Source organism: Arthrobacter sp. BF1 (assembly GCF_056680215.1).
The window spans coordinates 1,524,227-1,537,771 of record NZ_CM155271.1; the positions used below are offsets into that span (position 1 = coordinate 1,524,227).

The window sequence follows — 13,545 nt, forward strand, 5'->3', positions numbered from 1 at the left end:
CCGCCAGCCGTGTCTCCCCTTCCTTGCGGCGGAGCGGCTGTTTCGACAGTTCACCGCGCTGCCGGTAAACTGAACGTTGGATCTGGCTGCAGTCCGTGGCGGCTGGTTCCTGCCATGCATGGAAAGCCCCTGATATTCAGGGAATTTCCGCGCGGGCAGACCCGGCAGTGAATTACTGATTCGGGCCTCACGGCACATCTCTAGGAGTTATTGTGGCACTTGACGCCGCTGTAAAGCAGTCCATCATCAAGGATTTCGCAACGTCCGAGGGCGATACCGGTTCGCCGGAGGTTCAGGTTGCAGTCCTGACCCAGCGGATCAAGGATCTGACTGAGCACATGAAGGAGCACAAGCACGATTACCACACCCAGCGCGGTCTGCTGGCCATGGTTGGTCGTCGCAAGCGCATGCTTGGTTACCTCAAGAACACTGACATCACCCGCTACCGTGCGCTCATTGAGCGTCTCGGCCTGCGCCGCTAGTCAGGCTTAAGGGGCGGCCCTTTCCCATGTGGATCGGGCCGCCTTCTTCAAACAAAAATTAAACAGGAGGATCAACCGCATCACGCATTCGCGGTCCTCGGTAGTGATTCCCGGGAACGGCTTCCACGATGGAAGCCCCGGCCCGTGGGTCTCGATCGATGACCGGGTGCAGTGCAGGCCAGTAGACAGATGCTGGCCTGGGTTGATGCGGCTGGGCTCCGTTGATCAAGAAACGGAGGTGACTCTCTTGGAGGGTCCCGAAATCCAGTTCTCAGAAGCAGTCATTGACAATGGCCGCTTTGGCAAGCGTGTAATCCGCTTTGAAACCGGCCGTCTTGCTAAGCAGGCCGCCGGCGCAGCGATGGTGTACATCGATGAAGACACCGCGCTGCTGTCCGCCACCACCGCCGGCAAGCACCCGCGTGAAGGCTTCGACTTCTTTCCGCTGACGGTTGACGTTGAAGAGCGCATGTACGCCGCCGGCCGTATCCCGGGCTCGTTCTTCCGCCGTGAAGGCCGCCCGTCCACCGAAGCCATCCTGGCTTGCCGCCTCATGGACCGCCCGCTGCGTCCGGCCTTCGTCAAGGGCCTGCGCAACGAGGTCCAGATCGTGGTGACCGTCCTGGCCATCAACCCTGACGAGCTCTACGACGTGGTGGCCATCAACGCTTCCTCCATGTCCACCCAGCTCTCGGGCCTTCCGTTCTCCGGCCCGATCGGCGGCGTCCGCGTTGCCCTCGTCGCCGACGAAAACGGCTCGCAGTGGGTTGCTTTCCCCAAGCACTCCCAGCTTGAGAAGTCCGTGTTCAACATGGTTGTAGCCGGCCGCGTCGCCGGTGACGACGTCGCCATCATGATGGTCGAAGCCGAAGCGACCGACAACTCCTGGAACCTCATCAAGGAACAGGGCGCCACTGCCCCCACCGAAGAGGTTGTTTCCGAGGGCCTTGAGGCTGCCAAGCCGTTCATCAAGGCACTCTGCGACGCCCAGGCTGACCTGGCTGCACGGGCCGCCAAGCCCACTGTTGAGTTCCCGGTCTTCCTGGACTACCAGGACGACGTCTACGCAGCTGTTGAGGCCGCTGCCGCTGAGAAGCTGGCAGCTGTCTTCCAGATCGCCGACAAGCAGGACCGCGATGTTGCCACGGACGCGCTGAAGGACGAAACCACCGCTGCCTTGGCCGGCCAGTTCGAAGGCCGCGACAAGGAACTGTCCGCAGCATTCCGCTCGGTCACCAAGCAGGTTGTGCGCCAGCGCATCCTCAAGGACCAGATTCGCATCGACGGCCGCGGCCTGACGGACATCCGCCAGCTCACCGCCGAGGTTGAGGTTCTGCCCCGCGTACACGGCTCGGCTATCTTCGAGCGCGGCGAAACCCAGATCATGGGCGTCACCACGCTGAACATGCTCAAGATGGAACAGCAGATCGACTCGCTGTCACCCGTCACGCGCAAGCGCTACATGCACAACTACAACTTCCCGCCGTACTCCACCGGTGAGACCGGCCGCGTGGGTTCGCCCAAGCGCCGCGAAATCGGCCACGGTGCCCTGGCAGAGCGGGCACTCGTGCCGGTGCTGCCGTCCCGCGAGGAATTCCCGTACGCCATCCGCCAGGTGTCTGAGGCTCTCAGCTCCAACGGTTCGACGTCGATGGGTTCAGTCTGCGCCTCCACGCTCTCCATGCTCAACGCTGGCGTGCCGCTGAAGGCAGCTGTTGCAGGTATCGCCATGGGTCTGGTCTCCGACCAGGTTGACGGCCAGACCCGCTACGCAGCCCTCACGGACATCCTGGGCGCCGAAGATGCTTTCGGCGATATGGACTTCAAGGTTGCCGGTACGTCCGAGTTCGTCACGGCCATCCAGCTGGACACCAAGCTCGACGGCATCCCCGCCTCCGTGCTGGCGGCAGCACTGAAGCAGGCCCGCGAAGCACGCCTGCACATCCTGGATGTCATCAACTCCGCAATCGACACCCCGGACGAGCTCTCCGAGTTCGCGCCGCGCGTCATCGCGGTCAAGATCCCGGTTGACAAGATCGGCGAGGTCATTGGGCCCAAGGGCAAGATGATCAACCAGATCCAGGAAGACACCGGCGCTGACATCTCTATCGAGGATGACGGCACGGTCTACATTGGCGCAACCAACGGTCCGTCTGCAGACGCAGCACGCTCCGCCATCAACGCCATCGCCAACCCGCAGATTCCGGAAATCGGCGAGCGCTACCTGGGCACGGTCGTCAAGACAACCACCTTTGGTGCCTTCATTTCCCTGACCCCGGGCAAGGACGGCCTGCTGCACATCTCCGAGCTGCGCAAGCTGGCCAATGGCAAGCGCGTGGACAACGTTGATGACGTGGTTTCCGTCGGCCAGAAGATCCAGGTGGAAATCACCAAGATCGATGACCGTGGCAAGCTGTCGCTTTCCCCCGTAGTGGCTGAAGAGGAAGGCGCTGGCGACAGCGTTGACGCTTCCGCTGCAGAGGGCGCTGCCGAAGCGGAGTAGTCCACACTGACGCGGAGGAACATCCTCCTGCATCACAGCATGAATCGGCGGGGCCGGTGGATGATCCACCGGCCCCGCCGCTGTTACGATGGCAGCCAGATCCGGCTGCCGCTCCTGAAAGGCTTCAATTGACTGTTGTACCCCTGCCGCTTGAGCAGAACCAGCCCGGCGACACCCTGGTCCACGGCTCCGACGGCGGCTCCGTTGTCCGGCGTTCAGTGCTGCCCGGTGGCGTGCGGGTGCTCACCGAAGCGATGCCGGGTCAGCGCTCGGCAACCATCGGGTTCTGGGTAGGGGTAGGCTCACGCGATGAGGCCCCGGGCCAGCACGGCTCCACGCATTTCCTGGAGCACCTCCTCTTCAAGGGAACCAAGCGCCGCACGGCCTTGGAAATCGCCTCGGCCTTCGATGAGGTGGGCGGCGAGTCCAACGCGGCTACGGCCAAGGAGAGCACCTGCTACTTCGCGCGGGTCCTGGACACGGATCTGCCCATGGCCATTGACGTAATTGCGGACATGATCACGGGTGCCGTCCTGGACCCGGCCGAAATGGAGCAAGAGCGCGACGTCATCCTGGAAGAAATCGCCATGGACAGTGACGACCCCACCGACGTGGCGCACGAAAACTTTGTTGCGGCAGTGCTGGGCACACATCCACTGGGCCGGCCCATCGGCGGCACCCCGGCCGCCATCCGCGCGGTGGCCCGGGACTCCGTCTGGGATCACTACCGGCGTTACTACCGCCCGGACGAGCTGGTTATCACCGCCGCCGGAGGCCTGGAGCACGACGTCGTCTGCACCCTTGTGGTGGAGGCCCTCCACTCTGCCGGTTGGTCGCTTGAGTCGGACGCCGCCCCTGTTGATCGCCGCTCCACTGCCCGTGCCGAGATCGCCGGCACTGCCGGCCTGCACGTGGTCAAGCGTGCAGTGGAGCAGGCCAACATCATCATGGGGTGTCCCACCATCGTGGCCACGGATGATCGCCGCTACGTCATGAGTGTTCTCAACGCCGTACTGGGCGGCGGGATGTCCTCACGGCTGTTCCAGGAAATCCGCGAGAAGCGTGGCCTCGTGTACTCCACCTACTCGTTCGCATCTTCCTACGCTGATGCCGGCTACTTCGGGATGTACGCCGGGTGCACACCGTCCAAAGTGCGCCAGGTGCTGGACCTGCTGGGGCGGGAGCTGGATAAGCTCGCCGAAGGCGGGATCTCCGACGACGAACTCCGCAAGGCGGTAGGGCAGCTGTGCGGCGGCATTGTCCTGGCTCTGGAGGACACCGGTTCCAGGATGTCTCGCCTGGGCCGGGCCGAGCTCGTCTCCGGCGAATACCAGGACATCGACGAAACGTTGCGGCTCATCAAGTCGGTCACGGTCCAGGAGGTCCAGGACCTTGCCCGGGAGTTGGCGGCCGCGCCACGGACCGTCACGGTGGTGGGTCCCTTCGAGGAGACTGAGACCTTCGGCCTCTGACGGGGGTGTTCCCGGGGCTGGGTCTCCCCGACCCGGGCCATCGAGCCTAGGACCTCCTTCTCCGGATCACTCTGTCGAGGACCTTCCTGTCCGGCGATAATGAAGCCATGAATGCTCCCCAGTCGGGCGCTGTGCATGCCGTGTTGGAAGACTTCCTAGGGCATTGGCGCGGAAACACACGCCTTGCACCGTCAGCGTGGGGCCCTGCGCGCTCAGCAGTGGCGGAAATCAGTTTCACGCGGGCGGCGGGAGGGTTCGCCGTCGTCCAGAGCTACCGGCACACTGAAGCAAATGGCACTCATTTCGACGGCCATGGTGTGTTCACTGTCGACCCCGACCACCATGATGTCCTCTGGTACTACGTCGACAGCACGGGCCTGCCCCCCGGAGCGCCGGTCCGGTGCACGTGGGTGGACGGGGTCCTGCGCGTGGAGCGCCATAGCGACCGGGGGACCGCCCACCATACCTTCCGGATTGCCGATGGCGTACTCACCTACTCTGCCGAGTTGCGCCTCGGCGAGGGCCATAGCTTTGTCCCGTTCATGACAGCCGAGTGTCGCCGTGCATGAACACTGCGTCGACAGCTGCGTCCACATCTGCAGGCAGAAAGCCAGGCCTTTTCCAGAGCCAGAGCCGTCAGGCACGTGATCCTTCAGGCACCCGGGGATGCTGGTTAGGCGGGCGTGCATCATCCGTCTCGATGCCATTGACCGCGTCACTGTCACTGAGCTGTAGCAGGCTTCCGGGTTGCTGCCCACGAGTTCCGGACGCGCCACTGTCACTGAGCGCATCACAGTCCGCATCACTGTCTGTGATCGCATCAGTGCCGTTGATACTGACTCCGTCTGGCCAATGGGGTGGTTCCCAATCGGGGTGTTCGCTTTGGTAGTGGCGGCCGGCGGGTGAGATCCAGCCGGGTGGTTCGTCTTTGGTTGCGGTAGTGGGTTTCCAGGGTGTGGTGTGTTTGAGCCGGTGGTGCTTGCGGCATGGCTGGCCGAGGTTGCTGATACCTGTGGCTCCGCCCTTGGCCCAGGCGAGCAGGTGATCCGCTTCGTTGTCCAGCGACTGGTTGGAACAGCCGGGGAACGGGCACTTCCCATCCCGCATCCTCAGCCATTGGCGCAGTGCTGTGGGGACCCGGTAGCTGTCCCGGCCGATCTCCAGCGGTGCCCCGTCGCGGGGGTCGGTCAGGACGCGGTGGAACGAAGCGGCGCCGTCAGCGACAAGGGCCCGGGCCATCGACGGCGGGATGGGCCCGTAACCGTCGAGCATCGCGGGCTCCTCGGTCAGGCCCATCAGCGCGAACACCGGCACCGTCACCAGGACCTGGGCCTTCGGTGACGGGATCAGGTCAGCTTGCCCGCCCAGGAGCCAGGCGGCGGCATTGTCCGCGCGGAGTTGGGTGAGGGTTCTGGTTTCGGTGGGGCCTTGGAGGGCACGGGCGGCGGTGGTGGTGCGGTCCCAGATCCCGGCGGCCTGATCGGCCGGGAGGTAGGCGGAGAGCCAGGCCATCCCGTCGCGGTCAGGGGTGTACTCGAGGCGGCGGTCGGCGGCCGACCGGGTGTGGCGTTGTTCGATGCTTTCGGGGTGGTGGCGTTCGCGCCAGGTCCTGGCTTTGGCGCGGAACCGGCCAGGGGTCAGCTCACCGGCAGGGCCCCGGGCGGGGTTGGGTGCGGCGGGGTCCAGGAAGTGGGCTTCCAGGGCTGCCGTGCCCGCGTGATCGAGGTTGAGGGTTTCGTCGACCATGACCCGGGCGTGCTGCCACGACATGGTCCCTGCTTCCAGAGCGGCCAGCGTCAGCGGCAGAGCAGTGCGTAGGCGGTGCGCTTCGCCCAGCAGCGCGCTGCCTGTCCGTTCGCTCACGGTCAGGGCACAGGCCACCTCGGCCACGATACTCATCTCCTGACCGGTGTGGTCCTCCGGCGACACGGGAGGTTCCAACAAGGCCTCCGCTGCGCCGACGTACCCGCCAGCCAGATGGATTCGCACGGCGGCCACTTGGGCATCAATCCCGCTGGTCTGAGCTAGCCCGTCCAGGAAAGCATCCGCTGACTGCCGCAGCGGATCCGCATTACCGGAGCCGGGCGATTCTTCAGCCCGCAATGAAGCAACCAATGCGGAGGCAGAGGCAGCTAGAGCCTCTGCCGCCTTCACCGCCGCTCTGCGTTCCATACCTCAAGCATCACAGAGGGGTCCGACAAAAAACCGCGGGGCTACGCGGCTATGTGGATAACCTGAAGAATTGCTTACCCGCCGGCGAACGGCGGCAATACGTCGACCACGTCGCCCGGAGTCAACACAGTGGCGCGGTCCCGGACAGCCACCTCGTTGAGGAGGAAACTGCTCCGGGAGAGGATGCGCTGAAGGGGAGGAGTGCCGACAGGCGGTTCGGCCCGGTCCACGGCCAGGACAGCCTGCAGCAAGTCAGCCACAGTGGCTCCGGACGGCAGGTCGAAGCCTTCCTCTTCCACGCCGGCGGCGGCGCGCGCGGCAGCGAAGTATCGAACGTTCAAGAAATTCAGCCTCCGATGGCGCTCATGCTGCGGTCCGGCTGGACGAAGTCCGCCGCGCCGAGACCCGTGTGGTCCATTCCGTGCGCCTTGGGCTTGACCCACATGGCGTCCTGCCAGCGTTCCGCCAGGGCTTCATCGCTGGCCCCTTGGCGAACTAGGCCCAGCAGGTCAAACTCCTCACGCGAGAACAGGCAGCTCATGATCTTGCCCTCGGCGGTAATCCGCGTGCGCCGGCAATCCGCGCAGAACGGCTCGGTGACTGAGGCGATGATCCCCACGGTACCCAGTACCGGCCCCTCAGCGCCCGGCGCAGACCCAGAGGCCCCCGCTGACCCAGCCAGCCGCCGTCGTACTTCAAAGCGCTCGGCAGGGGCGCCGTCGCGGGCGCGCGGGTCCGGGCTCAGGACATAGTCATCGGAGAGCAGGGAACGGATTTCGGCCGCCGTGATCATGTTCCGGCGGGTCCAGCCATGGTCGGCGTCCAACGGCATCTGTTCGATGAACCGCAGCTCGTAGCCACGGTCCAAAGCCCAGGCGAGCAGGGAAGGTGACTCGGCGTCGTTGATGCCCCGCATCAGCACGGCGTTGAGCTTGACGGGACCCAGCCCGGCCGCCCACGCGGCGTCTACCCCTGCGAGCACACGGTCCAGGAACGGGCGTCGGGTGAGCTTGGTGAACGTCTCTTCGTGCAGCGAATCCAGGGAAACATTGATGCGGGTCAGGCCGGCAGCCTTGAGCGCGGCGGCCTTTTTGTCCAGCCCGACCCCGTTAGTGGTCATGGAGATCGGCAGCTCGGGATGATTGCTGCGGAGCGCGGCGATGATGTCCACCAGGTCTGCCCTCACCAGGGGTTCCCCGCCCGTCAGGCGAAGTTCCCGCACACCCAGCAGTTCCACGCCGATACGGACAATGCGCACGATCTCGTCCGCAGTCATCACTGCCTGCTTGGCGAGCCACTCAAGCCCTTCGGCAGGCATGCAGTAAGTGCAACGCAGATTGCATTTATCCGTCAGCGACAGCCGCATGTCCGTGGCGCGGCGGCCAAACCGATCGGCCAGCCCCGCCGGCGCGTCCGCCGGCCGGGCAGGCGGGAGGCCGGGACCTGCGCCGTCCCGGGGTTGCGGCATGCCTAGCTGAACGCTCATGGATTCAGGCTACGCCACGTTTGCCCCGGGCATTACCCCCGTGACGCCCGGCATCGGAGACAGCGTCCGGGACGGGGCCCGCCTCCTGCCGATATGCGGCAAAGTCCGGTGCCGCCAGGCTGCCGCGAACCTATGCTGGAGGAGTGAACAGGTACCAGCCCGTGGAGGAAACCGCCGACGACGGCGCGAGCTCCGGAATGCGGCCAGGCAGCCCGCGTGCCGCTCAAGGCAGCCGCCGCTGGGCCGCTGCGTCGGGGATGGTTTCCACCGTCGCGGCCGTGGTGGCGGGCGAGCTGCTCGCCGGACTGCTGAGCCCCTCCCTGTCACCGCTGACGGCCGTGGGCGGGGCCTTGATCGACGCTCTTCCGCCGGGCGTGAAGGAGTGGGCCGTCAGCCTGTTCGGCACGGCAGACAAGGCGGTATTCGTCACCGGCATGCTCATCGTTATCGCAGCTGTTGGGGGTCTCGCCGGAATCCTGGAACAGCGAAGGCGCTTCGCCGGTGCGGCCGTGATTGCCGTTTTTGGGCTCGTGGGGCTCGCTGCCGTCCTGAGCCGCGCACAGCTGACTCCAGCCGCCGTTCCGGTTCCGCTAGCCGCAGCGGTAGCCGGCGCACTCCTGTTGCGGTTCCTGATCCGCAGGCTCCGGGAGGTTGTGCCGGGAGACGCGGCAGGGCCAGCGGCCGAGTCAGACCCAGAAGGAGCGCCCGGTACTGGGCGGCGAACGTTCCTGCAGGTCCTGGCAACCAGTGCCGCGGTGACGGCTGTTGGCGGGATCATTGCCGGAGTCTGGCGGGGCGCGGCGGCGGGCATCAGCAGCGCCCGCGAGAAATTGAAGCTGCCCGCCGCAGCATCAGAGGCTCCTGCGATTCCGGCGGGTGCAGAAGTAAGCCTGGACGGCATGCAGCCGCTGGTCACGCCGAACAGGGATTTCTACCGGATTGACACCGCCCTGATCGTCCCGGTCATCGACCCCGATACCTGGACACTCCGGGTGACGGGGATGGTGGAGCAGGCGATCGAACTGAACCTGGCCGACCTGCTGGCCAAGCCGCTTATCGAACGCCACGTCACCATCGCCTGCGTGTCCAACGAAGTGGGTGGTGACCTGATCGGCAATGCGCGCTGGCTGGGGTGGCCGGTGCGGGAACTGCTCGCCTTGGCGCGTCCGCAGGCCGGTGCAGACATGGTGCTGACGCGCAGCTCTGACGGCTGGACTGCAGGCACACCGCTGGAGGTCCTCACCGACACCCGGGACGCCTTGCTGGCGGTCGGAATGAATGGCGAACCGCTGCCGCTTGAACACGGCTTTCCCGTCCGGATGATTGTGCCCGGCCTCTACGGCTATGTTTCCGCCACCAAGTGGCTGACGGAGCTCCGCCTCACCAAATTCGCCAACGACGAAGGCTATTGGACCCCACGGGGCTGGTCCGAACGCGGCCCCATCAAAACAGCGTCCCGTATCGATGTGCCCCGCTCAGGCAGGCGAGTCAGCGCCGGCACAGTGAAGTTCGGCGGAGTGGCCTGGTCGCAGCACACCGGCGTTGGCAAAGTGGAACTGCGGGTCAACCGCGGTCCATGGCAGGCAGCTGACCTCGCACCGGGGATTTCAAAGGACACGTGGTACCAGTGGCAGCTGGGCATCCAGCTGACGCCGGGCCAATATGAGGTCCAGGTCCGCGCCAAGGACCTCAACGGCGATGCGCAGGCTGAAGAACGCCGGCCCGTTGCGCCGGACGGAGCCACAGGCTTCCACACCATTAGAGTGGACGTGAATCCATGACGGCGCCCACCGAAGGCAGGACCATGCACAGCTCCCCGCACGAGCACGGCGGCGCCCTGCACCAGCACGGCAGCGCCCCGCACGGGGCGCGGTCCATTGCCCGGCACCGCGCCGCCGTCGCCGAACTGTTGGCTCCGCTGCTGACCGAAGCACGGGCGGAAACTCTGGCGCTGCGCGACGCTCTGGGGAAGGGCCTGGCCCACGACATCGCGGCGCCCCTGAGCCTCCCGCCGTTCGCGAACTCCCAAATGGACGGCTTCGCCATTAACAGTGCTGACGTGCCCGACGGCGGTGCGGAGCTCAGGGTGGTTGATCCGGTTCCTGCAGGTGCCACGCCCGCAGCCCTTGAGCGCGGCACCGCCGCCCCCATCATGACCGGCGCCATGATTCCTGCCGGTTCTGACGCCGTCGTGCCCGTGGAACGTGCCGTTCCGGACCGGTTCCCCACGCCAGGAGTGGCAAGCACGGTTTGGTTGCCGACCACGCCGGCCGGCACCTTCGTGCGCACCGCCGGCAGCGACATTGAGGCAGGGGAGCGGGCGCTGGCAGCCGGAACGTTCCTCGGCCCGGCACAGCTGGGTTTGCTCGCTGCCCTGGGCATCGCGGAGGTGACCGTGCATCGGACCGTGACGGTTCTGCTGGCCACCACCGGTGACGAAGTGGTTGAGCCCGGCCGGCCGCTGCCTGCCGGCAAGATCTACGACTCCAACGGAACCCTCCTGGAGAGCGCCCTGCGGCAGGCCGGCCTGGCTGTGGTGCGCACGGCCATCGCCTCTGACCGGCCAGAAGAACTACGGGCACTGCTGCGCAGCCACGCCGGCTCCGTGGACCTGATTGTCACCACCGGCGGGGTCAGCAAGGGAGCCTATGAAGTGGTCCGGCAGGCGATGGACGGGCAGGCCGCCGAGTTCGTGCACGTCGCAATGCAGCCTGGTGGCCCGCAGGGTATCGGGACGTTCGACGGGGTGTCCTTCCTGGGGTTTCCCGGAAACCCCGTGAGCTGTCTGGTGTCCTTCGAGATGTTCCTGCGGCCGGTGCTGTCCGGAATGCTTGGCTCACCCGCTCCCCGGACCGCCATTCCCGCGCGGCTTGCCCACGGCCTGACGTCTCCGGAACACAAACACCAGGTCCGCCGTGGAACCTACCAGCCTGACGGCACGGTCCGCCTGGAAGGGGGCGAGAGCTCCCACCTCATGCACGCCCTGGCCGGCTCCAACGCGCTGGTTCATGTACCGGCGGGAGTCTCGGCGCTCGCCGAGGGCGACGAGGTGGAAGTATGGATGCTGTGAATCCAGAACAAACCCCGCCGGCACTGACCCACCTGCGCCAGGATGGCAGCGCCCAGATGGTGGACGTGTCGAACAAGGCCGAAACCACCCGGGAAGCCACCGCCACAGCCACCGTCCGCACAACGAGCGAAGTGCTGGGCCTGCTCGGCTCCGGCGGACTGCCCAAAGGTGACGCCCTGGCCGTGGCGCGCGTCGCCGGGATCATGGCGGCCAAAAAGACGCCGGAACTCATCCCGCTGTGCCACCCGCTGCCGCTCTCCAAAGTCACCGTCGACTTTGAGCTGGGGGCGGAGTCCGTGGACATCCTTGCCACGGTGAAGACCCGCGGTGTTACCGGAGTTGAAATGGAAGCGCTCACGGCGGCGTCCGTGGCGGCCCTCAGCGTGTACGACATGATCAAGGCCGTCGACAAGCACGCTGTACTGACGGACATCAGAGTGCTGGCGAAAAGCGGCGGCAAGAGCGGGGACTGGACACTATGAGCGGAACCACCGAAGACACTTTCCTGCCTGAACCGGATACGTCTGAGCCGCACAAGCCAGAGCCGCACACTCACGGGAACCACACTCACGGCGAGGTGCAGGGCCGGAAAGCCGGGGTTGTCATTGCCTCCACGCGGGCCGCGGCCGGCATTTACGAGGATGAGACCGGCCCCGTGATCATCGACTGGCTCACCGAGCACGGCTTCGAGCCATACCCGGCCATGGTGGTGCCGGACGGCGAGCCCGTCGGCGCGGCGATCCGCGCGCTCCTGACCCAGCACCCCGCCGTCGTCATCACCAGCGGCGGGACAGGGCTCAGCCCGGATGACCGGACCCCTGACGTGACACTGCCCCTGCTGGACCGGGAGATCCCCGGAATTATGGAAGCCATCAGGCATGCCGGGGCCGCCAAGACGCCGCTTGCCGTGCTGAGCCGCGGCTACGCCGGGGCCACTGGGCGTACCTTCATTGTCAACCTGCCCGGTTCGCCGAAAGGGGTGATGGACGGGCTCTCCGTCCTGGACCCTGTGATCGGGCACCTTTGCGACCAGCTGGAGGGCCGGAATGGGCACTGAATCAGTTTTTGAAGTTGTCCACGCGGTCTTGAGTGCGGAGCCAATTTCCGTGGAACAGGCCATCGCCGCGGTCGAGTCGGAAACCGCCGGCGCCGTTGTCAGCTTCAGCGGGGTGGTCAGGAATCACGACGACGGCAAGGCAGTCGAGCGGCTCAGTTACAGTGCGCACCCCACAGCGCACCAGGTGATGGCCGACGTCGTCGCTGCCCTTGTCGCAGAGCATTCTGAGGATTCGTCCGGCGCGCAGCCTGTACGGATCTGGGCTGCCCACCGCATCGGCATGCTGGAAATTGGTGATCCGGCACTGGTATGCGCCGTCTCAGCCGCCCACCGGGGCCAGGCTTTTGCGGTGTGCTCCGAGTTGGTGGACCGGATCAAGGACCAGGTTCCCATTTGGAAGGAACAGTTCTTCACCGACGGCACGGTCGAATGGGTGGGCGCGGGCAGCTGACTGCGGCGCGCGCCACGCATGCGAGGTAACGCACGTCCGCAGGTTCCGTCCCGCGCCCGGCCCGACGGTAGGGTTAAAGGCATGACCGAACAACACCCCGCTCCCAGCCGTGTGGCTGTCCTTGGCGCCAACGGGCGCATGGGCGCCGAAGCCGTCAAGGCTGTTGAAGCCGCCGCAGATATGACGCTTGTAGCCGCCCTGGGGCGCGGCGATTCGCTCGATCAGCTGCCCGCCTCCGGAGCTGAATTCGTCGTCGATCTCACCGTTCCCGAGAGCACCGAAGCAAACGTACGGTACGCCGTCGAGCACGGCATGCACGCCGTGGTGGGAACCACCGGGTGGGATTCCACCCGGCTCGACGCCCTCAAAGCCCTTCTCGCGGAACACCCCGAAACGGGCGTGCTCATCGCCCCCAACTTCGCCCTCGGTTCGGTGCTGGCCTCGGCGTTCGCCGCCAAGGCCGCCCAGTACTTTGAATCCGTGGAGATCATCGAACTGCACCATCCGGACAAGGTGGACGCACCCTCCGGAACCGCCGTCCGCACCGCCCAGCTCATCGCCACGGAACGGGCAGCGGCAAACGTGCCGGCCAGCCCTGACGCGACCACCAGTGAACTCGCCGGCGCCCGGGGCTGCGACGTGGACGGAGTGCGCGTCCACAGCGTCAGGCTTCGCGGACTCGTGGCACACCAGGAAGTCCTGCTCGGCGGGCCGGGGGAGCAGCTGACCATCCGGCACGACTCCTTTGACCGCGCCTCCTTCATGCCCGGTGTGCTGCTGGGCGTCCGCAAGGTGGCGGCGAACCCGGGGCTGACGGTCGGCCTGGACGGCTACCTGGACCTGGGGCTTTAG

The 13,545-nt window shown here is 66.0% G+C and carries 13 protein-coding genes; 10 read left to right on the top strand and 3 right to left on the bottom strand.

The window, feature by feature from the left end; translation table 11 throughout:
- Positions 1 to 212: 212 nt before the first annotated feature.
- The 4 genes from rpsO to AC1MCD_RS07185 all read left to right on the top strand — a co-directional run bounded on the left by rpsO (position 213) and on the right by AC1MCD_RS07185 (position 5,026).
- Positions 213 to 482 carry a 30S ribosomal protein S15 gene (gene rpsO, locus AC1MCD_RS07170; protein WP_190988665.1) on the top strand — a complete coding sequence of 90 codons (270 nt, stop codon included), beginning with the start codon at positions 213 to 215 and terminating at the stop codon, positions 480 to 482.
- A gap of 247 nt (positions 483 to 729) precedes the next feature.
- Positions 730 to 2,985: a polyribonucleotide nucleotidyltransferase gene (locus AC1MCD_RS07175; RefSeq protein ID WP_498678224.1), complete on the top strand. Its 2,256-nt coding sequence runs from the start codon at positions 730 to 732 to the stop codon at positions 2,983 to 2,985.
- A 128-nt stretch (positions 2,986 to 3,113) separates the two neighbouring features.
- The gene (locus tag AC1MCD_RS07180) at positions 3,114 to 4,457 is read left to right on the top strand and encodes a M16 family metallopeptidase (RefSeq protein ID WP_498677172.1); all 1,344 of its coding nucleotides are present in this window, start codon (positions 3,114 to 3,116) and stop codon (positions 4,455 to 4,457) included.
- Positions 4,458 to 4,564: 107 nt separating this feature from the next.
- Positions 4,565 to 5,026 carry a DUF1579 domain-containing protein gene (locus tag AC1MCD_RS07185; protein WP_498677174.1) on the top strand — a complete coding sequence of 154 codons (462 nt, stop codon included), beginning with the start codon at positions 4,565 to 4,567 and terminating at the stop codon, positions 5,024 to 5,026.
- A 67-nt stretch (positions 5,027 to 5,093) separates the two neighbouring features.
- On the opposite strand, the gene AC1MCD_RS07190 is transcribed toward AC1MCD_RS07185, so the two are convergent.
- The 3 genes from AC1MCD_RS07190 to moaA form a co-directional block, all read right to left on the bottom strand.
- Positions 5,094 to 6,629, bottom strand: coding sequence for an HNH endonuclease signature motif containing protein (locus tag AC1MCD_RS07190; RefSeq protein ID WP_498677175.1), 1,536 nt, complete (start codon positions 6,627 to 6,629; stop codon positions 5,094 to 5,096).
- 74 nt (positions 6,630 to 6,703) lie between these two features.
- Positions 6,704 to 6,970, bottom strand: coding sequence for a MoaD/ThiS family protein (locus tag AC1MCD_RS07195; RefSeq protein ID WP_498677177.1), 267 nt, complete (start codon positions 6,968 to 6,970; stop codon positions 6,704 to 6,706).
- A 5-nt stretch (positions 6,971 to 6,975) separates the two neighbouring features.
- Positions 6,976 to 8,115, bottom strand: a complete 1,140-nt coding sequence (gene moaA / locus AC1MCD_RS07200) for a GTP 3',8-cyclase MoaA (RefSeq protein WP_498677180.1) — start codon at positions 8,113 to 8,115, stop codon at positions 6,976 to 6,978.
- 197 nt (positions 8,116 to 8,312) lie between these two features.
- Here moaA and AC1MCD_RS07205 point away from each other — a divergent pair, with 197 nt between their 5' ends.
- From AC1MCD_RS07205 to dapB, 6 genes are all read left to right on the top strand, one after another.
- On the top strand, positions 8,313 to 9,896 hold the full coding sequence (locus AC1MCD_RS07205) for a molybdopterin-dependent oxidoreductase (protein WP_498678226.1): 1,584 nt from the start codon (positions 8,313 to 8,315) through the stop codon (positions 9,894 to 9,896).
- Positions 9,893 to 11,185 (top strand): molybdopterin molybdotransferase MoeA, encoded by a 1,293-nt coding sequence (locus AC1MCD_RS07210; RefSeq protein WP_498677182.1) that lies wholly within the window; start codon positions 9,893 to 9,895, stop codon positions 11,183 to 11,185. Before AC1MCD_RS07205 ends, AC1MCD_RS07210 begins: the two co-directional genes overlap by 4 nt.
- Positions 11,173 to 11,667: a cyclic pyranopterin monophosphate synthase MoaC gene (moaC, locus tag AC1MCD_RS07215; protein ID WP_498677183.1), complete on the top strand. Its 495-nt coding sequence runs from the start codon at positions 11,173 to 11,175 to the stop codon at positions 11,665 to 11,667. The genes AC1MCD_RS07210 and moaC overlap by 13 nt, the downstream gene beginning before the upstream one ends.
- Positions 11,664 to 12,242, top strand: coding sequence for a MogA/MoaB family molybdenum cofactor biosynthesis protein (locus AC1MCD_RS07220; RefSeq protein ID WP_498677185.1), 579 nt, complete (start codon positions 11,664 to 11,666; stop codon positions 12,240 to 12,242). Before moaC ends, AC1MCD_RS07220 begins: the two co-directional genes overlap by 4 nt.
- Entirely contained in the window at positions 12,232 to 12,693 is a 462-nt protein-coding gene (locus AC1MCD_RS07225; protein ID WP_498677186.1) for a molybdenum cofactor biosynthesis protein MoaE, read from the top strand. The genes AC1MCD_RS07220 and AC1MCD_RS07225 overlap by 11 nt, the downstream gene beginning before the upstream one ends.
- 81 nt (positions 12,694 to 12,774) lie before the next feature.
- On the top strand, positions 12,775 to 13,545 hold the full coding sequence (gene dapB, locus AC1MCD_RS07230; RefSeq protein WP_498677188.1) for a 4-hydroxy-tetrahydrodipicolinate reductase: 771 nt from the start codon (positions 12,775 to 12,777) through the stop codon (positions 13,543 to 13,545).

Excerpts from the sequence above, each read along its gene's own strand:
- AC1MCD_RS07185 (WP_498677174.1), top strand. The coding sequence starts at position 4,565 with ATGAATGCTCCCCAGTCGGGCGCTGTGCATGCCGTGTTGGAAGACTTC.
- AC1MCD_RS07190 (WP_498677175.1), bottom strand. The coding sequence starts at position 6,629 with ATGGAACGCAGAGCGGCGGTGAAGGCGGCAGAGGCTCTAGCTGCCTCT.
- moaA (WP_498677180.1), bottom strand. The coding sequence starts at position 8,115 with ATGAGCGTTCAGCTAGGCATGCCGCAACCCCGGGACGGCGCAGGTCCC.
- AC1MCD_RS07205 (WP_498678226.1), top strand. The coding sequence starts at position 8,313 with ATGCGGCCAGGCAGCCCGCGTGCCGCTCAAGGCAGCCGCCGCTGGGCC.
- AC1MCD_RS07210 (WP_498677182.1), top strand. The coding sequence starts at position 9,893 with ATGACGGCGCCCACCGAAGGCAGGACCATGCACAGCTCCCCGCACGAG.
- moaC (WP_498677183.1), top strand. The coding sequence starts at position 11,173 with ATGGATGCTGTGAATCCAGAACAAACCCCGCCGGCACTGACCCACCTG.
- AC1MCD_RS07220 (WP_498677185.1), top strand. The coding sequence starts at position 11,664 with ATGAGCGGAACCACCGAAGACACTTTCCTGCCTGAACCGGATACGTCT.
- AC1MCD_RS07225 (WP_498677186.1), top strand. The coding sequence starts at position 12,232 with ATGGGCACTGAATCAGTTTTTGAAGTTGTCCACGCGGTCTTGAGTGCG.
- dapB (WP_498677188.1), top strand. The coding sequence starts at position 12,775 with ATGACCGAACAACACCCCGCTCCCAGCCGTGTGGCTGTCCTTGGCGCC.